We start from the raw sequence: 21,838 nt of genomic DNA, 5'->3' as shown, positions 1-21,838 counted from the left end.
AAACGCCCACGGGAGGACCCCCCCTTGACCAAGAAACCTTCATCCGGACCCCGATGCGCGGCGTTCGTCGGACCCTACGGGGCCGGCAAGACCTCGTTACTGGAAAGCGTTCTGGCGGTGTGTGGCGCTATCAGCCGCAAAGGCAGCGTGCGGGAAGGTAACACCGTCGGCGACAGCAGCGCCGAGTCGCGCGCCCGGCAGATGTCGACCGAGATGAATATCGCCACTGCGGAATATCTTGGCGAGCAGTGGACGTTCCTCGACTGCCCGGGCTTTATCGAGCTGGCACAAGACGCATACAACGCGCTGATGGTTGTCGACGCCGCGGTCGTCGTCTGCGAGGCGGAACCGCAGAAGATTCTGACCTTGGCACCGCTGCTGCGCTTTCTCGACGAGCGCACGATTCCGCACGTCGTGTTCATCAACAAGATGGACCTTGCCGGCGGCAGCATCCGCGCCACCCTCGAGGCCCTGCAAGGCCTGTCCAACCGGCCGCTGGTGCTGCGCGAAATCCCCATCCGCAGCGGCGAAAAGATCAGCGGCTTCGTCGATCTGGTCAGCGAGCGGGCGTTCCGTTGGAGCGAAGGGCAGCGATCCGAATTGATCCGGATTCCCGAGATCGATGCCGACCGCGAGAAAGAGGCCCGTGCCGGGATGCTGGAGGCGATCGCCGATTTCGATGACGTCCTGCTCGAAAAACTTCTCGAGGACGTCCCCCCGGACCCGGACGAAATCTACGCCGGCCTCGCCCGCGACCTGCAGCAGGACCTGATCGTTCCGGTATTCTTCGGCTCGGCCGAGGGCATGCACGGCGTCACCCGGCTGTTGAAGGCGCTGCGCCACGAAGCCCCGGACGCGGTGCAGACGGCGGAACGGCTGAACGTCATTGCCGAGGAGTCGTGCGCGCAAATCTTCAAGACGCTGCACGCCGCCCATACCGGCAAGCTATCGATCGTCCGCGTCTGGCAGGGCGAATTCGTGGACGGGATGTCCTTGAACGGCGAACGGGTCAGCGGCGTAAACCGGCTTCAAGGCCACAAGCTGGAGAAGGTGGCACGGGCCGCGACCGGCGAGGTTGTCGCTTTCGGGCGGCTTGAGTCGGCGCAGACCGGATCGCTGTTATCGCCTTCCGGCAAGGCCGCGGGCGAGCCCTGGCCGGAGCCACTGAAACCGCTCTTCGCTCAGGCGGTGCACGCTCGTGAGCGCGCCGACGAGGTCAAGCTGACCAGCGCGCTGACGCGACTCGTCGACGAGGACCCCTCGCTCTCCTACGGCCACGATCCCGATACCAGCGAATTCCTGATGTGGGGTCAGGGGGAGATGCAGATTGCCATTGCCCTTGACCGCCTGCGCAACCGGTTCAATGTCCCCGTGGACGCGCGGCGCCCGCAAGTGCCGTACAAGGAGACGATCCGCGGCGCCACCAGCCAGCACGCACGGCACAAAAAACAGTCCGGCGGGCACGGCGAATTCGGCGATGTGCATCTCGATATCAAGCCGCTGCCGCGCGGTGCCGGCTTCGCCTTTTCCGATTCGATCACCGGCGGCGCGGTTCCGAAACGGTACATTCCCGCCGTCGAAGCCGGCGTGCGCGAATATCTCGCGCGCGGCCCACTCGGCTTTCCGGTGGTCGATATCACCGTAACCTTGACCGATGGCACCTTTCACACGGTCGATTCGTCAGACATGGCGTTCCGCAAGGCGGCGCAACTGGCGATGCGCGAGGGCATGGCCAAGTGTGATCCGGTTCTGCTCGAGCCGATCTTCAGCGTGCGGATTTCGGTACCGGCGGAGTTCACCTCGCGTATCCAGCGGCTGTCGAGCGGCCGTCGCGGGCAGATCTTGGGATTTGAGCCCCGATCCGACTGGCCCGGATGGGATGAGGTTTCGGTGCTGCTGCCACAGGCGGAAATGCACGGCCTGATCGTTGAACTACGGTCGGCAACGCTGGGGGTCGGAACCTTCGAATGGCGGTTCGACCATCTGCAGGAACTGTCCGGCAAGCTCGCCGACGAGGTGGTGACCCAGCGCGCGTCGTTGAACTGAGCCCGCCCACCCCTCCAGCACTTTTTCTGACAGGAGAAGACCACGGCATGAACGTGCTGATCGTCCACGCCCACCCGGAGCGCCGCTCATTCACCGCCGCAATGAAAGACTGCGCGGTTGAGACATTCTCGGCTGCCGGGCACAGCGTGGTCGTATCCGACCTCTACGCCATGGGATTCGAACCCGTGGCCTCGGCGGCCGACTTCGCCGAGCCGGCGAACCCGGACTACCTCGTCTACGCGCTCGAGCAGCGGCATGCCTACGAGAGCGGAAACCTCGCCCGCGACATCGCCCTTGAGATCGACAAGCTCATCGCTTGCGACCTGCTTCTGTTCAACTTTCCGCTGTTCTGGTTTTCGGTGCCGGCGATCCTCAAGGGCTGGATCGACCGCGTGCTCATCTCCGGCCTGACCTACGGCGGAAAGCGCTTCTACGACCGCGGCGGCCTTGCCGGCAAAAAAGGCACGATTGCGATGAGTCTTGGTGGACGAGCCCACATGTTCGGCCGCGATGCCATTCACGGCGAGCTCGAGACCATGCTCCGCCCCCTGCTTCGCGGTACCCTTTATTACGTCGGTCTCGAAGTCTTGCCGCCTTTCTACGCCTACCATGTCCCTTATATTAGCGACGCTGCCCGGCGCGAAATCCTTGTATCCTACCGAGAGCACCTGCTAGCGCTCGACCGCTTGCCCCCCCTGCGCTTTCCCCGCCTCGATGACTTCGACGACAAGCTTTTCCCCAAGCCGCGAGGCTGACGCCCCGGCTGCGGGCCGCCGGACCCAGGCCCGGTTTCGGTAGAGGACAAAACGGTGGTGTTCACGGTGCACGGTCAAACGTGAGTGCAGATGAAAGGGCCCGCGTCAGCCCCGGCGCGGCAGGCTCGGCGCACAGCACGCGGCCGCCGAACGTCTGGGCTCGATAGGCCCACTCCCCCGATGTCCTGCGCCTCCCCATCGCGCAGCCGTGAACACCAAGTCGTTTGACCATAAACGAACAGGCGAAATAGGACAACCTGCGTTCGCGCTTTTTGGATCAAAAGCCGACCATCGTCGGCGTGGGAGGCGCTATCGCCACGAACTGCCAACGGCGTGCGCTTGCGTGCCAAGTTGACAAATCGACATTCGGACGCGGGAACATCAGTATTGCGCTGCAGCGCCGGAAGGCAAAAAAAAGCCGGGCCGAAATCCGGCCCGGCAAGTCCAACAGGGAGGCTTCACGTCTGGGAGACGTAGGACTCATCAGAGACGAGCCCTTTTTTCGGGCATTGCACCCGAAACCTGAAAACTCATTGCTGCAGTGCAGCGTCAGGAACGTATATAAGCAGGTTCTGCGGTAACCGCCAGCAAAAAAATACGCATCTCTCGCATGCGCGTTATGCATGCGTGGTTGAACGATTTTTTTACTTTCTCGCCGTATAAGCGGAAATCCTGGTTCCGCTTGCGATGTTCGCACCGGCGAAAGCTTCAGGCCGCAGCATACGCAGGTGCAGCGACACGAGAAGATCGAAGCGGGCGCGATGACCGCAAGACCCGCGCGCTGAGCGGCAGGCGGCACGCGCAGCGAACGCCTCACCCGCCACCCGCTTTGGAGCATCGCCGTCCGGCTTGCCCGCGTCAGTTGGTCAACTCTTCCACTTTTCGCAAGATGAACTGGCGGAACAACATGATGCGGCTCGAATGGCGAAGTTCTTCGGGATAGACGAAGTATACGTCGAGGTCCGGGCCGCGGATTTCGGGGAGGATCTCGACGAGGTTGCTGGCTTCATAGTTCAGATAATGCGGCAGCGCACCGATGCCGATCCCGTTTTGAACCGCACGCAAAATGGCGAAGGTCGAATTGACCTTAAGATAGGCCTTGCGCTTGGTTCCGTCCTTAACATCGGCCTCGAGGAGCCAGTTCAAGTTGGGTACCGGCGGGCGCGCATCCTCGCCGAATACGATGATCCGGTGACCGTCGAGATCGGCGGGCGAGCGCGGCATGCCGTGTCTTTGCAGGTAGGACGGGGCGGCGAACACGTGATACGTCAGCGTCATCAGCCGTCGCTGGATCAGGTCCGACTGGGTCGGCGTATTCATCCGAATGCCGACATCGGCTTCGCGCATCGACAAATCGAGTTCGCTGTCGGTCAACACCAGCGAGACTTCGATATCCGGGTTGTCCTCCAGAAACTCCTTGAGGCGCGGAGCCAGCCAGATCGAGCCAAAGGCAATGGTCGTCGTAATCTTGAGCGGTCCCTTCGGACGCTCCCGGCTTTCGCTGATCCGCGCTTCCGCCATGTTGAGCTTGGCAAGAATCTCTCGCGCCGTCTTGAACAGAATTTCGCCCTGCTCGGTCAACATCAAACCGCGCGCATGACGGTGAAACAACGGGACCTGCAGGCTCTCTTCCAGCGCGCTCACTTGGCGGCTGACCGCCGACTGGCTGAGATTGAGGGTATCTCCCGCGTGCGTGAAGCTGCCGGCCTCCGCGACCGCATGAAAGACGCGCAGCTTATCCCAATCCATTGTCATCGCCGGTTCGATCGCCTCCCAATGGTCGACCGCCGACATGAAGGCCTTCCCTCAAGAGTAAGGACTAGGCCGGAGCCGACGTTGTGACGCGCGTGTCGCGCTATTCTGCGGCGCGAGCCGTGACTTCCTCGCCGTCGTGGGCGAGATATCGTTCTGCCTCAAGCGCTGCCATGCAGCCGCTCCCCGCCGCCGTAATCGCCTGACGAAAGATCTTGTCTTGCACATCTCCGGCGGCAAAGACGCCGGCAACGTCGGTCGCGGTGCTATCCGGCTTCGTCGTCAGATAACCGTCCGCGTCCATGTCGAGCTGGCCGCGAAACAGATCGGTATTGGGCACGTGACCAATGGCGATGAACACACCATCGGCGGAAAGGTCGGTCATCGCGCCGGTGTCAACGTTGCGCACGCGCACGCCTTGGACTGCGCGCACCGGCTCCTGCTGGCCGAGGATGTCTTCGACGACATGATTCCAAAGCAGGCGAATCTTGGGATTGCGCCTCAGGCGATCTTGCAGAATCGGCTCGGCGCGAAGCTGGTCGCGCCGGTGGATCAGCGTAACCGCGGAAGCGAAATTGGTCAGAAACAGCGCCTCTTCGACCGCCGTGTTGCCGCCGCCGACGACCACGACCGCCTTGTCGCGGAAGAAGAAGCCGTCACAGGTCGCGCACGCCGAAACGCCGAACCCTTGAAATCGCGTTTCGGCCTCCAGCCCGAGCCAGCGCGCCGAGGCGCCGGTGCAGATGATCAGTGAATCGCCGAGGTAGATATCGCCGTTATCGCCGACGACACGAAACGGACGTCGCGACAGATCAACGCCGACGGCCATGTCATCGAACATCCGCACGCCGACCTTCGAAGCCTGCCGATCCATCTGTTCCATCATCCACGGACCTTGCACCGTCTCGGCGTAGCCCGGGAAATTCTCGACGTCGGTGGTGATGGTGAGCTGGCCGCCCGGTTGCAACCCGCGGACGAGAATGGGCGCGAGATTCGCACGCGCCGCATAGATTCCGGCCGTATAGCCGGCCGGCCCGGAACCAAGGATCACGACCCTACTGTGATGCTGCGTCGACATGGATAGCACGTTCACAAGAGCGATTTCTGCACGGCAAGCGTGCTCTTTTGCATAGCATAGGTGGCGATAATCCCACGCGCAACACTGCTGCCACCAAAGAGTACGGTAATTTTCCGCCATATTCCCATCGCTAGGAAATTCTCGCTCTTCCGAAGACCGCCTACGCCGAGTAATATAATTGCTCGCGGGCGTCGGACATCGGCACAAGCATCAGGGAAGGGAACGGCGGGCGTGCGGCGGGTGAAGCTCGACAAGATCGATCAGCGCATCCTGTTCGACCTTCAGTCTGACGGGCGGATCAGCAACGTCGAACTAGCGCGCCGCGCCGGCATATCGGCGCCTCCTTGTTTGCGCCGGGTGCGAGCACTGGAACGCGCCGGCTATGTCCGCGGCTATCATGCGGATCTGGAGCCGAAGGCTCTCGGTTTCAACGTCACCGTCTTCGCCCACGTCGGCCTCAGCAGCCAGGCGGAGGTTGATCTCCAGGCATTCGAGGCCCGCGTCGCGTCCTGGCCGGAAGTACGCGAGTGTTATATGTTGGCGGGCGAAACAGACTTTTTGCTCAAGGTCATGGCCGAGGACTGGGACGCTTACGAGCGGTTCCTGACCAACCGGCTGACAGCGGCCCCGAACGTCACCCATGTCAAATCCGCGCTGTCGATCCGCACATCGAAAGCAGAACCGGGTGTGCCCATCACCGCCGAAACTCTTGCGCCTGATGAGGCTGCCAAGGTTCATGGCAATGTGGGCCATGACAACCCAGACGCCGATGACCGTGATGAGGACGGCACACGCGCTCGCGGTGAACAGGACGACGCAGCCTGAGACCGGTCACGGTTCCGGTTCCGCGCGGCCACCCCGTCCTGGCGCCTGCTCTATCCCCTACCCGTTCTCGCCGAAACTCAGCACCTCGACATCGATGATCGACGGCAGTGTGTGGGGCTGGGTACCGCCGGCGGCTGTCGCGACGTCGGCTAGCGCCTTAGTGCCGAGCTCAGGTAAATATCTGCGGGTTCGCCGCCTGGCAGCGTGATCAGGGTCCGATGCCGGAGCCGGTGATCAACCCGCCGTAGTCGACGACAGCGGTGGTATCGGGCGTGTAATAGGGCCGGATCGGCGGGCTGAAGCTCGCCGTCTTCTTGCCGCGACCGGCGCCGATGTCGCCATTGGCGGTAAAAATGGTGATATCCCCCCCCCTGCGCTGTCAGCACGCGGCTGCTATTAACGGTGAAGTCGGCATCGACATAGGCATTGATGGCTCCCCCGCGCAGGGTGAAGATGCACTGGTAGTTGAGTTTGCCCGGTAAAGCCCGGTGCAACGACCGGGGTGCCGGCAGCAGCCTGCGTGGCATTTGCGGCAGCGGGTGTCGCGTTGCCACCGGCGGGCGTTATCGGCGCGATTGGAGCGGACAAAGAGCCGCCGAGGAGCGCCTCGCCTTCGAGCTGGGGCAAAACCGCCTCGGCGTCGCCGTAGCGCGCGCCGTCGACGTAAACGACCGTGCGATCGGCGACGGTTACGGCAACATGGTGCCAGACGTCTGCCGCGAGAAGTTCGCCGGTCCTGGTCCGGATGCGTCCCGAGGGTGTCTCGATCTCGGCGTACGACATGCCGGCCACGAGCCCGACGCGGAAGGCGCCGCCGACGCCGCGCGCCTCGTAGACAACGCTCGTCTGCTCCGCGCCCGCGGGCTTTATCCACACCGACCAGGTCAACGGCTGGCCTGGCGCAATCGCGCGTGATGGTGACGCGGGCAGATGTACCGGTGCGGTGCCATCGAGCGATAGCCCCCAGCTGATCAGGCCCGCCTCGTCGCGGACGCCGGCAGTGAGCGCGTCGTTGTGATTACGCGTCTGATCACGAGCGATCCCGTCCGCTTCACCGAAATGCCAGACCAGAACCTCTTCGCCGTCGTAGGTCCCGGCGGCGTCCGTGGCGGACGGCGCCTTGTCGTTGCCGTAATACATCCAGATCGAGGTCGCCGCGCCCGGCTCAAGCGTCGCAACGTTGACCCAGATCAGACCAACCTCTTCGACGAGCCCGTCGTACTTCTCGATATGGTAGGCGAGCGGCGTCGCGTCGGCGGCGGCGACAAACCGCAGGTCCGAGCCGTCTTCCTTGGCATCGGCGAAGTTGAAGTTGCCGGCGTGCAGTCTGCGACGTCTCGTCACTCCAATTGGCAAGATAGCCCACAGTAAACGGATAATAGGTAATCGGCGCCGTCGACTCGTCCGAGCCGAGGACGACATTTTCGCCGAAGTGCTTGTAATCGAGGCCGCCGATGAGCGACTGGACGAAGCCGGACTGGATGGTCAGAGGCAGGATCGCCCTGCCGCCGACAATCTCGCCGGAACCGACAACGTTGACCCCTCCGACCGAGGCGACATCGCTGTCGGGCTTGAGCCCATAGGCTTGCAGTGACAGGCGGCTGCCAGGAATCCGTGCCAGATAAGAGCCGGAAAAGACTTCGCTGTCCGATGTGCGTTGCGGCGCCACCTGATAGCTGAAGCTGATGCTGTCGCCCCGTTGCCAGAGATTGTCGTAGCGCAGGTTCGCGATCGTCCGCAGCAGTCAAGACAACGGACTCGCCACGACCATGAATAGTCGATAACACGCACGCGACAATAGACATCCGACTTGTCATCAATTGCAACTCGTTGATCGGCGTTTCCTTATAGATACCACAAGAACACACTTCAATTTGTTTCCAACGAACTTTTATTTATTGCAGTTACTTGTCAGCAATATTGCACTTTTGTTGCGTATTTCAGGCGATTTATATTGGAGACAATCAACCCGAGCTGCCGATCATGGTGAGAGATCGAAGCCAAAGAGCAGACGCGCCGGAACGCCTCTCGGCATGAGCCAGACCGAAGGTCAGGGGGGCGCTGCGTGCCGATCGTCGTCGGATTGAGTGAAGGAGCGTCCCGTCGCCGGAGCGAGACGTAAAATTAGCGCCTGGGCGTCGCCGGTGACGACGCGCAGGTCTGAACGGGTCCGCTCAGGCGCGCAGATAGCGCAAGATGTTGTTGCGTATGCGCTCGTGGACGCTCTGGGAGGCGTTTGGGGTGAGAACGGGGTGCCGGTGATCGTCTCGGCCAGCGTGATATAGCGCAGGGCGAACTCAACCAGCGCCGCATCCGGGATTGCCGGGATCGCCTCGGTGTACGGATCGCAACGCTCGACAATCCAGCGGCGCAGGAAGTCCTTATCGAGTGTCTCGGGATCTTCGCCACGCCCGAACCGCTCGGCATAGGACGCAGCGAGCCAGTAGCGGCTGGAATCCGGCGTGTGGATCTCATCGGCGAGAGTAATGCGGCCCGCACCATCGAGACCGAACTCGTACTTGGTATCGACGAGGATCAGGCCACGGTCGGCGGCAATGGCGCGACCACGGGCGAACAGTGCCAACGCCAGCGCGCGGATCTCCTGCCATTGCGCCGCCGTCAACAGGCCACGGGCGATGATTTCGTCACCGCTCACCGGCTCGTCGTGGGCACCGCTTGCCCCCTTCGTCGTCGGCGTCAGGATCGTCTGCGCCAGTTTCTCGTTCTGGCGCAGACCGTCGGGAAACCGCTCGCCATAAAGCACCCGGCGACCATCGCGATACATCGGCCAGATCGAAGTGGCCGTCGTCCCGGTGAGGTAATCGCGGACCACGACCTCGACCGGCAGCATGGCAAGACGGCGGACAACGGTGACGTTGGGATCGGGAAAGTCGAGAACATGATTGGGACAGACATCGGCCGTCGCCTCGAACCAGAACCGCGCCGTCTGGGTGAGCACCTGCCCCTTGAACGGCACGGCGGCGAGAATCTGGTCGAACGCGCTCTGCCGGTCCGTGGCGATCATCAACCGGCGGCCGTCGGCAAGATCGTAGCTATCGCGCACCTTGCCCCGCTGCACCGCGGGAAGGCCCGGGATGTCCGTCTCCCTCAGCACGTCGGCGAGGGACTGGGCGATCCGTGCGCGCAGTGCCGCGCGGTCCTCGCGCATGGGCGTTGTCTGGCTGATCGTGAGCCTCAACCGTAGGTGATCTTGACCACTTCGTAGGAGCGTGACCCGCGTGGCGTCGTCACCTCGACGACGTCGCCCAACGACTTGCCGATCAGCGCCCGGCCAAGCGGCGAGGTGACCGAAAGCAGACCCGAGCCAGCATCCGCCTCGTGACTGCCGACGAGCCGGTACGTCGCTTCCTCATCCGTGTCCTCGTCGGCGAGAAGCACGGTGGCCCCGAAGCGAATGACGTCGCCGGTGAGTTGCGATGTATCGATCACCTGTGCCCGGCTGATGATGTCCTCGAGTTCAGCCAGTCGTCCCTCGATGAAGCTCTGCCGCTCACGCGCGGCATGGTATTCGGCATTTTCTGAAAGATCCCCATGCTCGCGCGCCTCGGCGATGGCACGGATGACGGCAGGCCGCTCCTCCGTCCGCAACCGCCTGCGCTCGTCTTCGAGACGAACCAAGCCATCCTGGGTCATGGGGAATTTTTCCATTCCGTGTCCTCGCGTGTGCTCCCGCTGTTCGATCCTCGCCGGCGTCAGCCCGCCGGGAGCGCGAAGGAGCTACGCGATCACCGGCCGACGGACCACCCCGGCGCCTCAAAACGAACGGGTACCATAGTTCTGCAATGGCGTTACTTCAAGCGCGTGACCCGATGCGATGGCATCGATCGCCTCAACCGCCGCCGCCGCCCCCGACATTGTCGTATAGTGGGGAACGTTCTTGACCAGGGCAGAGCGGCGGATCGACATGCTGTCGCGAATCGCCTGCGCACCTTCGGTAGTGTTGATCACCAAATGAACGTCGCCGTTGATAATCGCATCCTCGCAATGCGGACGGCCCTGAAGCACTTTATTGATCCGCCGCACCGAAAGGCCCAGACGCTCGAGATCGCGCGCGGTGCCGTCGGTCGCCATGAGGTCGAATCCCATATCGACCAACCGCCGGGCGATGACGGCCGCAGCGTCCTTGTCGCCGTCCTTGACCGAAATGAACACCGTCCCCGACGTCGGCAGCTTGATGCCGGCGCCGAGCTGTGATTTGGCGAATGCCTGGCGGAAGTCGGGGGCAATGCCCATGACCTCGCCGGTCGACTTCATTTCCGGCCCGAGGATGATATCGACCCCGGGGAAGCGGGCGAACGGGAACACCGCCTCCTTGACCGAGACGTGCGCCTGCTGGGGCCGCTTGCCGAGATTGAATCGCGCCAGCGGCTCACCGGCCATCACCCGGGCGGCGATCTTGGCAATCGGAACGCCGGTTGCCTTGGCAACAAACGGCACCGTGCGGCTCGCGCGCGGGTTGACCTCGAGAATGAAGATCTCGCCATCGCGAATGGCAAACTGCACGTTCATAAGGCCAACCACGTGCAGCGCGCGCGCCAGTTCGATCGACTGGCGCTCGATCTCCTCGACGAGATCGTCCGACAGCGTGTGCGGCGGCAGCGAACACGCGGAGTCACCCGAATGAACCCCCGCCTCTTCGACGTGCTGCATGACGCCCGCGACGTAAACGTCCGTTCCGTCGCAGACGACGTCGACGTCGATCTCGATCGCGTTCTCCAGATAATGATCGAGCAATATTGGATATTTTTCCGATATCTGTACCGCCTTGTCGATCCCGACCCGGTTCTCGAAAATCAGCCTGGCGAAATAGACGTCGAGGTCGTTCGGCTCGTGCAGGATGTCCATGGCGCGTCCGCCGAGCACATACGACGGACGAACCACCAGCGGAAAGCCGATCCGATCGGCCACCAGCTTCGCCTGCTCGGGTGATGCCGCCGTGCCGTTCGCCGGCTGGCGCAATCCCAGGCGGTGCAGGAGCGACTGAAAGCGCTGTCGGTCCTCGGCGAGATCGATGGCATCGGGCGATGTACCGAGAATGGGAATGTCCGCCTTGGCGAGTCCGTGCGCCAGCTTCAGCGGCGTCTGGCCGCCGAACTGAACGATGACGCCGAGCAGCGTGCCACGCGCCTGCTCGACGCGGATCAGCTCGATGACGTCCTCCTCGGTCAGCGGCTCGAAGTAGAGGCGATCCGACGTATCGTAGTCGGTGGAGACCGTCTCCGGATTGCAGTTTACCATGATCGCTTCGAAGCCGGCTTCCTTCAGAGCGTAGGCGGCGTGCACACAACAGTAATCGAATTCAATGCCCTGACCGATGCGGTTCGGCCCGCCGCCGAGAATGATCACCTTCGTGCGTTCCGTCGGCCATGCCTCGCATTCCGGCATCGCGCCGAGCTGGCTCTCGTAGGTTGAGTACATGTAAGACGTCTGGGCACGGAACTCGGCCGCACAGGTGTCGACTCGCTTGTAAACCGGGACAACGCCGAGCAGGCGACGGCGATGGGCGACCTCGGTCACGGTCTTGCCGGTCAATTCGGACAGCCGCTGATCAGAAAACCCCATCGACTTCAGGCGCAGAAGATCGGCGGCGTTGCGCGGCAGACCGTCGCGCTTGACCTCCGCTTCGACTTCGATGATCGCGCGGATCTGCTCTAGGAACCAGCGGTCGTAACGGCACGCGGAATAGATCTTCTCGAGCGGCAGGCCACGGCGGAACGCCTCGCCGATCACCAGAACCCGATCGGGTCGCGGCAGCGCCAGCGCTGCCAGCACCGCATCGTTATCGCCGTCAATGGCAACGTCGTTGAAACCGGAAAGCCCGGTTTCCATAGAGCGCAGGCCTTTTTGCAAGGTCTCGGCAAAACAGCGACCGATCGCCATCGCCTCACCGACCGACTTCATCGACGTGGTCAGGATCGGCTCTGCACCGGGAAACTTCTCGAAGGTAAAGCGCGGGATTTTCGCCACGATATAATCGATCGTCGGCTCGAACGAGGCCGGGGTCACCCCGGTGATATCATTGGTCAACTCGTCCAGCCGGTAGCCCACCGCCAGCTTCGCCGCGATCTTGGCAATGGGAAATCCGGTGGCCTTCGACGCCAGCGCCGACGAGCGCGAGACCCGCGGGTTCATCTCGATGACCACGATCCGGCCGTCGTCGGGATTGATCGCGAACTGAACGTTCGAGCCGCCGGTATCAACGCCGATCTCGCGCAGCACCGCGATCGAGGCGTTGCGCATGATCTGGAATTCCTTGTCGGTGAGGGTCAGCGCCGGGGCGACGGTGATCGAGTCCCCGGTGTGCACCCCCATCGGATCGATGTTCTCGATCGAACAGACGATGATGCAGTTGTCCGCGTTGTCGCGGACCACCTCCATCTCGAACTCTTTCCAGCCCAGGACCGATTCCTCGATCAGCACCTGATGCGTCGGCGAGGCGGCGAGCCCGCCGGCCACCACGCGCTCGAACTCTTCGCCATTGTAGGCGATGCCGCCGCCCATGCCGCCGAGGGTGAACGATGGACGGATGATCACCGGCAAGCCGATCTCCTGAACGACCGACCGCGCCGCTTCCATCGACTGAACCGTATGGCTGCGTGGGCAATCGAGGCCGATGCGCACCATCGCTTCGCGGAAGAGTTGGCGGTCCTCCGCCATGGCGATCGCGCCGGGAGTCGCGCCGATCATCTCGACGCCGCAACGATCGAGGACGCCGGTGTGATAGAGTTCCATGCCGACGTTGAGTGCGGTCTGGCCGCCCATCGTCGGCAGCAGGACATCCGGCCGCTCGCGCAGGATGATCCGTTCGACCGTCGCCGGCGTGATCGGCTCGATGTATGTGGCATCCGCCATGCCGGGGTCGGTCATGATCGTCGCCGGATTGGAGTTGACCAGCACCACGCGATAGCCTTCCTCGCGCAGCGCCTTGCATGCCTGGGCTCCGGAATAATCGAACTCGCAGGCTTGCCCGATCACGATCGGGCCGGCGCCGACGATCAGTATCGAATGGATGTCAGCGCGCTTCGGCATGATCGGGTCCCGGACTCTCGCAGTTGCCTTGACATCGACGCGCGCGGCGGTCGGCAACGAACGGGTCGCTGCCAAGCCGAGCGGCGGTGCACCTGATAATGCCGCATGCATACGCTCTCTTCTGGGCCGAAGACAACCCCGCGACCACGGGGAGGCCCAGGTGCGCCCGTCTCCGGTAAAAACTTGAGCCGAAGTAACGCGCCCCCACCCTGCGGAACGGCACCGTTGTGGCATCGGCGCCCGCACATGGTGATATCGAAATGACATTTGACAGACGTGGTAGGGCCTAGTACCCCGATAGAGGCAGTTGCGCCCTATTATTGTCTTATTTTGTCTCTCCCAGGTGGCTCATCATGGCAACAACACGGATCGGTACGAACGCCGCAGACACATTGATCGGCACCGTCGCCGACGAAATTTTTCTCGGCCTGAACGGGGACGATTCCATCGTCGCGTCCGACGGCAACGACACCGGCTATGGTGGCAATGGGAACGACACCCTACTCGGCGGCGCCGGGGCGGACTCGCTGAGCGGCCAGAACGGCGACGACGTCCTTATTGGCGGCGCGGGTGATGACACGCTGCTGGGCCAGGAAGGCAACGATCTGTTCATCTGGAACAATGGCGACGGCAATGACTACGTTTATGGTGGCGGGGAAATCGACGAGGTCTCCGTCACCGGTGCGGCTGCGGGCGATGAGTTCACCCTTGCCGCGGGCGGAACCGACGCCGTGCTCGCGCGCAGTAACCTCGGCGCCTTCACCCTCAACCTTTACGCGGTCGAGACGGCCGTCATCGCCGGCGGCAGTAACGACGACCGGCTTACCGTCGGCCCCCTTGATTATACCTCGCTCACCCAGGTTATCTTCGACGGCGGTGATGGCAACGATACGCTCGACGGCATCGCGGCAACCCGCGCGCTGACCGGATTAGGGGGCGCCGGCAACGACAGCCTTACCGGCAGCGAACTTGCCGACAGCCTCTCCGGCGGCGACGGGAATGATACGCTGACCGGCCGTCACGGCGTCGATACGATGCACGGTGACGGCGGCGACGACCTCTTCGCATGGGCCATCGGCGACGGCGGTGATCAGATCGACGGCGGCAACGGAACCGACACGCTCGCGATCGCCGGCGGCACGGCAAGCGATGACATGGTAAGCATTGCCGCCAGCGGATCGAGTCTGTTGATCGACGTAAGCGGATCGGGCAGCGGAACCCTCGATCTTGCGGCGGTTGAAATCGTCGCCTTCGACGGCGGTGGCGGCGATGATCTGATGACCGTTGGCGATCTTGCCGGCACCGGGCTGACCACCGTCAGCTTCAATGCCGGCGACGGCAACGACATTCTCGATGCGACTGCAACCGGGCTTGCCCTTATGACCGACGGAGGTCTCGGCGACGACACCCTGATCGGCGGCAGCGGCGACGACAGCATGCTCGGTGGCAACGGCTATGACGTGCTCCTCGGACTTGATGGCAACGATACCATCGCCGGCCAGGACGGCGATGACGACGTCGACGGCCAGGACGGCAACGACGTGCTGTACGGCAACAGCGGCGACGATACGGTCAGCGGGAGCGCTGGCAACGATACGGTCATCGGTGGCACCGGAGAGGATCTGCTGACCGGCGGTACCGGGGCGGACGTCTTTTGCTACAACGCCGCGCAACTGACGAACGGCATCGCGGAGGGTGACCTGATCGTCGACTACTCGGCCGCGGAGGGCGACAAGGTCAAGCTACCGTCGGCCGCAGCCTCGATCACAAGCTCGTTCGTTCTCAACGGTAATCTGATCGTCGTTCTCGCCGGGGACGGCGATACCATCGAGTTCGTCAACGTCAGCCACCTCGCCGACGTTATATTTGTTTAACCAAGACACCAGCGGCGGTGGGGCGCGCCGCGCCACACCGCCTGCGCTTAAGCGACCGAAACCGCTGATGGCGCGGCGCGGCGCATCAGATCGGTAAAGCGATCGAACAGGTAGTGGCTGTCCTGCGGTCCCGGCGACGCTTCGGGGTGATACTGCACCGAGAATGCCGGCGCGCCGTCGAGGCGAAGCCCCTCGTTCGTCTTGTCGAACAGCGAGACGTGGGTTTCGATCACGCCTTGCGGAAGGCTGCCCCGGTCGACCGCAAATCCATGATTCTGGCTGGTGATTTCAACCTTGCCGGTCTCGAGGTCCTTGACCGGATGATTGGCGCCTCGGTGACCGAGATGCAGCTTGTACGTCCGGGCGCCGAGCGCAAGGCCGAGAAGCTGGTGGCCGAGACAAATACCGAAGAGGGGAACCCGCCGGGCGAGCAGGCCCTGGATCATCGGCACCGCGTATTCACCCGTCGCCGCCGGATCGCCCGGCCCGTTCGATAAAAACACGCCATCCGGTTGATGACGCAGCACCTCCTCCATCGAGGCCGTGCCCGGAACCACCGTCACGCGGCACCCCGCCGAGGCAAGACAACGCAAGATGTTGCGCTTGGCCCCGAAGTCGACGGCAACGACGTGCCAGCGGGGCTTGTCCACACTGGCGTCCCCTCCGCCACGCGTCCACCTCGGCTCGTCCCACTGGTAGGTCTGCCGGCACATGACCTCCTTGGCAAGGTCCATGCCTTCCAGACCCGGCCAGTGCTCCGCCATGAAGCGCAGGGCAAGCGTATCGATCGTCTCGCCGGGACAGTGAATCAGCGCTCCCCGCGGCGCCCCGCCGTCGCGGATACGCCGGGTCAAGCGCCGGGTATCGACATCGGCTATGGCGACGAGATTGTGCGAGCGAAGCCAAGCGTGCAGCGGCAGCGTCGCCCGCCAGTTCGACGGCTCGGTGATCGGCATGCGCAAAATGCAGCCGCGCGCGGCAGGCGTACTCGCCTCCGCATCCTCGGCGTTGGTGCCGACGTTGCCGATGTGGGGAAAGGTAAAGGTGATGATTTGCCCGGCGTAGGACGGGTCGGTGAGGATTTCCTGATATCCCGTCACCGACGTATTGAAACAGACCTCGCCGATGGCGACGCCGACGGCGCCGACGCCCCGGCCCCAATAGACGGAGCCGTCCTCGAGCACCAGAGCAGCGTCCGCTTGGGGCGGCGCCGAAGGCGTTTCGACGCATTGAATGACTGGCGCAGCATATCCTGCTCCCATCTCGTCCGCCACGGGCGCCAACTCCTGATCCTGTCTGATTGAAAGGCGGCGGCGCAGTTAGCCGTTGCGAAACCGAAAGCCTTCACGTCTGACAGATAGGCGATCGCACGCGCCTCGTCAACCCGCCGCATGAACGAATGGCTTGGTTTTGCTCGCCTTTTTTCGGTGACGAATCCGCCGTCGAGTGAAATAGTATGTCACTGCAAACGGATCGGGAGAACACATGCTGCGCGAGAGTCTGGACGAAGGCCTGAAGGCCGCCATGCGCGCGCGCAACGAACGCGCCGTATCGACCTTACGGCTGATCCTCGCGGCGCTCAAGGATCGGGACATCGCCGAGCGCGGCAAGGGCAATCCGGCTGGATTGACGGACGAGCAGATCCTTGGGCTGCTTCGCTCGATGATCAAACAGCGGAACGAAAGCATCCGCCTTTACGAGCAGGGCGGGCGAGTCGACCTCGCCAAACAGGAGGCGGAAGAGATCGAGATCATCGATCGTTTCCTGCCGCCACAAATGGATGAAGCGCACACCGAGGCGGCCATCGCCGCCGCCATCGCCGAAATCGACGCCAAGTCGCTGAAGGACATGGGCCGGGTCATGGCCCTGCTCAAGGAACGCTTTTCCGGACAGATGGACTTCGCCAAGGCTAGCGCGCTGGTTAAACGCGGCCTCGGCTGACGGGCCTGATCGCCCGTCGTGCGCACGCCGATCGCCGCCGCAGAAGGATCACCCCAGCCGTGAGCCTGCCCACGGAGTTTCTGGATCAACTTCGTGCCCGCGTCGGCCTCGCCGAGGTGATCGGCGCCCGGGTCCGACTTGTTCGCCGCGGCCGCCAGTTCCTCGGCCTGTGCCCTTTCCATGGCGAAAAGACGCCATCGTTTCACGTCTACGAAGACCATTTCCACTGCTTCGGCTGCGGCGCGCACGGCTCGCTGTTCGATTTCGTCATGCTCTCGGAGAGCGTCGGCTTTCGCGACGCAGTCGAAAGGATCGCCGCGCTCGCCGGCATGACCGTGCCGGAAGCCTCGCCCGAGGCACGCGAGCGGGAACGCCGGCGCGGCTCGCTGTTCGACGCGATCGAGGCCGCAAGCGCGTATTTTCACAAGATGTTGCGCATGCCCGAGGGCCGCCCGGCCGCCGAGTATCTGCGCCGGCGCGCGGTGAGTGAGGCTGCGATCGAGCGGTTCCGTCTCGGCTTCGCCCCTGATGGTCGGAGTGCCCTCAAATCGGCCCTCGCCCGCGACGGTTTTACCGACGAAGCGATGATCGAAGCCGGCTTGCTCGTCGCGCCGGAGGATGCTGGCCGCTCGTCCTACGACCGGTTTCGCGCCCGGGTGATGTTCCCCATCGCCGATAGCCGTGGCCGCGTCGTCGGCTTCGGCGGGCGACTGCTCGAGTCCGGCGAGCCCAAGTACCTCAACTCTCCGGAAACGCCGCTCTTCCACAAAGGCCGCATGCTCTACGGCCTCGCCCACGCGGCGCCTGCGGCGGCGGCGGCGGGAACGATCATCGTCGTCGAAGGCTACATGGACGTCATCGGCCTCGCCGAAGCGGGCTGGAACAATGTCGTAGCTCCGCTGGGCACGGCGTTGACCGATGAACAACTCCAGACCCTGTGGCGCCTCGCGCCCGAACCCGTGCTGCTCTTCGATGCGGATGCCGCTGGCGAGCGCGCGGCGCTGCGCGCCGCGGAACGGGCCTTGCCCCTGCTCCATCCCGGATTCGGCCTGCGCTTCGCCAATCTGATGGCGGCACCCGGCGATGACCCCGATGCCGCCGCCCGTCGCTACCCGAAACAGTTGTTGCACCGCGCCATCGTCGAAGCCGCACCGCTGTCCGAATTCCTGCTAATGACCGCGACCCGCCAACGACGGCTGAACAACGCCGAGGACTTTGCCGCGCTCGAGCAGCGCCTGAACCAATACGCCCTGGAGATCAGCGACGCTGACGCCCGACGCCAGTTTCAACAGACATTCCGCAGCCGAGTCCGGCGCGCTGCCTTCCGCGGCACCGGCAACATCCACGCAGGGGCCGGAACAGCGATGCGGGCGGCAAGACGCAAAGGCCGAGGCGCGGAGCCGCCCTGGGCGGCACGTGCCAGCATCGGCGCCCCGCCCGCCGTCGCCGGCGCAAATCACGCGGACGGAGCGGCCGCCCGTCCCGCGGAATGGACGCTGCTGGCGATCATGCTCAACCATCCCGAGTTCTTCCACGAAGTCGAAGACAGTTTCGGCGCCATCGCCTTCACCGATTTCAACCTCGACCAATTGCGCCAGGCGATCGTGCAGGCCCTCTCCGGTGGCGAGACCCTCGATGCCACCCGCCTTGCCGATGCCCTTGCCGCCGCCGGGCAAGAGGAATGCGTCGCCGACGTTCTCGCCGATCCGTTGATCCGCACCCATCGCCAGATCGCGCCGTCAGCGCCGTTGGAGCAGGTCCGCGCCACCTGGGAGGAGAATCTCGCGGTGGTTCGCAATGCGGCTCTATCCCCGCTGAGTACCGCCACCGCCGGCGGTCTCGCTCGTCTAACCCGCCAGCGGGCCGCAGGCTCCGGTGGCGATGACGACTGATCGCCGCTTTCTGGCGGCTCCTGCGGAGCTACCGGCGCACATCATGCTGAAATACTCGTCCGCCGGGTTGTCCGCGCGCCGTCACCATCGCGCCATCCGAAGGGACAGAAGTGTGCTCTGAACTCCTTGACCTCCATAAAACCAACACAGTACCGCCGCTGCGGCTCGGGATACCCTTGACGGGGCGAAGTGACGACGCTACTTGACAACATGCGGTGGAGCATCGGGGTCGGGCCGATCTGGCACCGAGTGCGCGCGTGGATTCGAGGGTTGCGGGGCACGTGCCACACGACAGACAGTTCGATAGCGGCCTGCAATGCTCGATCGTCAGCCTGGATGAGAGAGGAAGCCGTAACGGTCGAAGGCGATCGCGACGAAAATCTTCGTCTTTTCATCGGTGGGCATTCGCTCCGGTAAGAGCGAGAAAGATTCTGACAGCGATCCGGCGACGTCGCGTGCTGCGGCGCGGGAGTGGTGACGCCGGTTGGCTGCATTTGGCCGAAGCGAATTGTGGGCGGCAGCGCGCAAATAGGCAGCGAGGGTAGAATGTCGGCAAAATCGGCAGGCGTGGCTGAAGCGACGGATGCGAAGAGCGAGCAACCGGACGGCCCGCTTCTCGATTCACTGGGTGCCGGCATCAAGCGCATGATCGCCCGCGGTAAAGAACGCGGGTACGTCACCTACGACGAACTGAACGGCGCGCTCCCGCCGGAGCAGGTGTCCTCCGAGCAGATCGAGGACACCATGGCGATGCTGTCCGAGATCGGCATCAACGTCATCGAAAGCGAGGAGACCGAGGAAGGCGCGCAGGCTTCGGAGGTCGTTGAATCCGAAACCCCGGCGGGAAATGTCGACGAGAACGAGATGGGCCGCACCGACGATCCGGTGCGGATGTACCTGCGCGAGATGGGCAATGTCGAGCTCTTATCGCGCGAGGGCGAAATAGCCATCGCCAAGCGGATCGAGGCCGGCCGTGAGATGATGATCGGCGGCATCTGCGAAAGCCCGCTCACCATGCGCGCGCTTGTCCGCTGGAACGAAGCTCTGCTCGACGGTCGCCTGCTGCTGCGCGACATCATCGATCTGGACGCGACCTACGATGGCGCCGCTCCGCCGGTACTGCCCACAGCCGTGCCGGGTGATGGCACATCCGCAGTCGATGGTGACGGCGACGGCGGCAATAGTCCACCCGTCGCACCGCTGGCGCCAGTCGTACCGCTAGGCGTGGTGCGGACGTCCGCCAGCGCCGCTGACGCCGCCGCCTTCGCGGCTGACGTCGCCGAGCCCTCTGCCGGCGATGACGCAGGCGAGGAAGACGATCCGGAAGAAGTCGATCCGGAAGAGCAAAATGTTTCGCTCGCAGCGATGGAGATCGCCCTGTTGCCCCAGGTGCTGGCAACGTTCGAGCAGATCACCCTGGCCTATAAGCGACTGCACCGGGTCCAGGTGCAGAGGCTTGAAGTGATCCGTCGCGGTGAGGAAGCGAAGCCCGCGTTGGAAAAGCGTTTTTTCAAGCTTCGCCGGGAAATCGCCACGCTGCTGCAGGACGTGCACTTGCACAACCTGCGGATCGAAGAGCTTGTCACCCAGCTCTACGACCTCAATCGCAAGCTGATCGGTCTCGAGGGGCGGATGATGCGCTTGGCGCTCGATTGCCGGGTAAAGCGCGAAGAATTTCTCGAACACTATCGCAACAGCGAGCTCGCCCCGAAGTGGGTCGAGCAGATCAGCGTGCTGCCGGCCAAAGGCTGGTCGACATACATCAGCCGACACGGCAATGAAATCACGGATTTGCGCCGACAGATCGCCGCCGTCGCCGACGAAACCGCGCTGCCGATCGCCGAGTTCCGCCGCATCGTCTCCACTGTTCAGAAAGGCGAGCGCGAGGCGAGCAAGGCCAAGAAGGAGATGATCGAGGCCAACCTTCGCCTGGTGATCTCGATTGCCAAGAAATACACCAACCGCGGGCTGCAGTTCCTCGACCTGATTCAGGAAGGCAACATCGGCCTGATGAAGGCGGTCGACAAGTTCGAGTACCGCCGCGGCTACAAGTTCTCGACCTATGCGACCTGGTGGATCCGCCAGGCGATCACCCGCTCGATCGCCGATCAGGCACGGACGATCCGCATTCCGGTGCACATGATCGAGACCATCAACAAACTGGTCCGCACCTCGCGGCAGATGCTTCACGAGATCGGCCGCGAGCCGACGCCGGAGGAGCTTGCCGAGAAGCTGTCGATGCCGCTCGAAAAGGTGCGCAAGGTCCTCAAGATTGCCAAGGAGCCAATCTCGCTGGAAACGCCGATCGGCGACGAGGAGGACAGCCACCTTGGCGATTTCATCGAAGACAAGAACGCTGTCCAGCCGCTCGACGCCGCCATCCAGGCCAACCTGCGCGAGACCACGACCCGGGTGCTGGCCAGCCTGACGCCGCGCGAGGAGCGCGTGCTGAGGATGCGCTTCGGCATCGGCATGAACACCGACCACACCCTTGAGGAGGTCGGCCAGCAGTTCTCGGTGACCCGCGAGCGCATCCGCCAGATCGAGGCGAAAGCCCTGCGCAAGCTCAAGCACCCAAGCCGCTCGCGCAAGCTGCGAAGCTTCCTCGACTACTGATCCAGGCCC

Annotated in this window: 15 protein-coding genes and 1 pseudogene; 8 read left to right on the top strand and 8 right to left on the bottom strand. The window is 63.6% G+C overall.

Going from position 1 to position 21,838, the window contains the following annotated elements; genetic code table 11:
* Positions 1 to 24: 24 nt before the first annotated feature.
* Both IPK66_15230 and IPK66_15225 read left to right on the top strand, forming a co-directional pair.
* Positions 25 to 2,046, top strand: a complete 2,022-nt coding sequence (locus IPK66_15230; GenBank protein MBK8176567.1) for an elongation factor G — start codon at positions 25 to 27, stop codon at positions 2,044 to 2,046.
* Between the two features lie 47 nt (positions 2,047 to 2,093).
* Positions 2,094 to 2,801, top strand: a complete 708-nt coding sequence (locus tag IPK66_15225) for an NAD(P)H-dependent oxidoreductase (GenBank protein MBK8176566.1) — start codon at positions 2,094 to 2,096, stop codon at positions 2,799 to 2,801.
* 858 nt (positions 2,802 to 3,659) lie between these two features.
* Here IPK66_15225 and IPK66_15220 read toward each other — a convergent pair.
* Positions 3,660 to 4,550: a LysR family transcriptional regulator gene (locus IPK66_15220; GenBank protein MBK8176565.1), complete on the bottom strand. Its 891-nt coding sequence runs from the start codon at positions 4,548 to 4,550 to the stop codon at positions 3,660 to 3,662.
* A 106-nt stretch (positions 4,551 to 4,656) separates the two neighbouring features.
* Positions 4,657 to 5,631 carry a thioredoxin-disulfide reductase gene (trxB, locus tag IPK66_15215; protein MBK8176564.1) on the bottom strand — a complete coding sequence of 325 codons (975 nt, stop codon included), beginning with the start codon at positions 5,629 to 5,631 and terminating at the stop codon, positions 4,657 to 4,659.
* 231 nt (positions 5,632 to 5,862) lie between these two features.
* On the opposite strand from trxB, the gene IPK66_15210 reads away from it, so the two are divergent.
* Complete coding sequence (locus IPK66_15210) at positions 5,863 to 6,456, top strand: Lrp/AsnC family transcriptional regulator (GenBank protein MBK8176563.1); 594 nt, start codon at positions 5,863 to 5,865, stop codon at positions 6,454 to 6,456.
* A gap of 208 nt (positions 6,457 to 6,664) precedes the next feature.
* Here IPK66_15210 and IPK66_15205 read toward each other — a convergent pair whose 3' ends face one another.
* Positions 6,665 to 6,817, bottom strand: coding sequence for a filamentous hemagglutinin family protein (locus tag IPK66_15205; GenBank protein MBK8176562.1), 153 nt, complete (start codon positions 6,815 to 6,817; stop codon positions 6,665 to 6,667).
* Between the two features lie 35 nt (positions 6,818 to 6,852).
* A complete protein-coding gene (locus tag IPK66_15200; GenBank protein MBK8176561.1) occupies positions 6,853 to 7,800 on the bottom strand; it encodes a DUF2341 domain-containing protein in 948 nt (315 codons plus the stop codon).
* Between the two features lie 88 nt (positions 7,801 to 7,888).
* On the opposite strand from IPK66_15200, the gene IPK66_15195 reads away from it, so the two are divergent.
* The gene (locus tag IPK66_15195; GenBank protein ID MBK8176560.1) at positions 7,889 to 8,050 is read left to right on the top strand and encodes a hypothetical protein; all 162 of its coding nucleotides are present in this window, start codon (positions 7,889 to 7,891) and stop codon (positions 8,048 to 8,050) included.
* Positions 8,051 to 8,630: 580 nt separating this feature from the next.
* Here IPK66_15195 and IPK66_15190 read toward each other — a convergent pair.
* The 3 genes and pseudogenes from IPK66_15190 to carB form a co-directional block, all read right to left on the bottom strand.
* Positions 8,631 to 9,625 (bottom strand): annotated as a pseudogene (locus tag IPK66_15190) (phosphoribosylaminoimidazolesuccinocarboxamide synthase).
* A gap of 26 nt (positions 9,626 to 9,651) precedes the next feature.
* Positions 9,652 to 10,125 carry a transcription elongation factor GreA gene (gene greA, locus IPK66_15185; GenBank protein MBK8176559.1) on the bottom strand — a complete coding sequence of 158 codons (474 nt, stop codon included), beginning with the start codon at positions 10,123 to 10,125 and terminating at the stop codon, positions 9,652 to 9,654.
* 105 nt (positions 10,126 to 10,230) lie between these two features.
* Positions 10,231 to 13,506, bottom strand: coding sequence for a carbamoyl-phosphate synthase large subunit (carB, locus tag IPK66_15180; GenBank protein ID MBK8176558.1), 3,276 nt, complete (start codon positions 13,504 to 13,506; stop codon positions 10,231 to 10,233).
* A 353-nt stretch (positions 13,507 to 13,859) separates the two neighbouring features.
* On the opposite strand from carB, the gene IPK66_15175 reads away from it, so the two are divergent.
* Positions 13,860 to 15,380, top strand: coding sequence for a hypothetical protein (locus tag IPK66_15175; protein ID MBK8176557.1), 1,521 nt, complete (start codon positions 13,860 to 13,862; stop codon positions 15,378 to 15,380).
* Positions 15,381 to 15,427: 47 nt separating this feature from the next.
* On the opposite strand, the gene carA is transcribed toward IPK66_15175, so the two are convergent.
* Positions 15,428 to 16,642: a glutamine-hydrolyzing carbamoyl-phosphate synthase small subunit gene (carA, locus tag IPK66_15170; GenBank protein MBK8176556.1), complete on the bottom strand. Its 1,215-nt coding sequence runs from the start codon at positions 16,640 to 16,642 to the stop codon at positions 15,428 to 15,430.
* Positions 16,643 to 16,865: 223 nt separating this feature from the next.
* On the opposite strand from carA, the gene IPK66_15165 reads away from it, so the two are divergent.
* The 3 genes from IPK66_15165 to rpoD all read left to right on the top strand — a co-directional run bounded on the left by IPK66_15165 (position 16,866) and on the right by rpoD (position 21,829).
* Positions 16,866 to 17,321 (top strand): GatB/YqeY domain-containing protein, encoded by a 456-nt coding sequence (locus IPK66_15165; protein MBK8176555.1) that lies wholly within the window; start codon positions 16,866 to 16,868, stop codon positions 17,319 to 17,321.
* Positions 17,322 to 17,380: 59 nt separating this feature from the next.
* Positions 17,381 to 19,213: a DNA primase gene (locus IPK66_15160; protein MBK8176554.1), complete on the top strand. Its 1,833-nt coding sequence runs from the start codon at positions 17,381 to 17,383 to the stop codon at positions 19,211 to 19,213.
* Between the two features lie 546 nt (positions 19,214 to 19,759).
* A complete protein-coding gene (rpoD, locus tag IPK66_15155) occupies positions 19,760 to 21,829 on the top strand; it encodes an RNA polymerase sigma factor RpoD (protein MBK8176553.1) in 2,070 nt (689 codons plus the stop codon).
* Positions 21,830 to 21,838 lie beyond the last annotated feature (9 nt).

This window comes from Rhodospirillales bacterium (assembly GCA_016712595.1).
Taxonomy (GTDB): Bacteria; Pseudomonadota; Alphaproteobacteria; order Rhodospirillales; family Defluviicoccaceae; genus Defluviicoccus.
The sequence above is the reverse complement of the archived record's forward strand: the minus strand, read 5'-3'. Positions and strand labels throughout refer to the sequence as shown.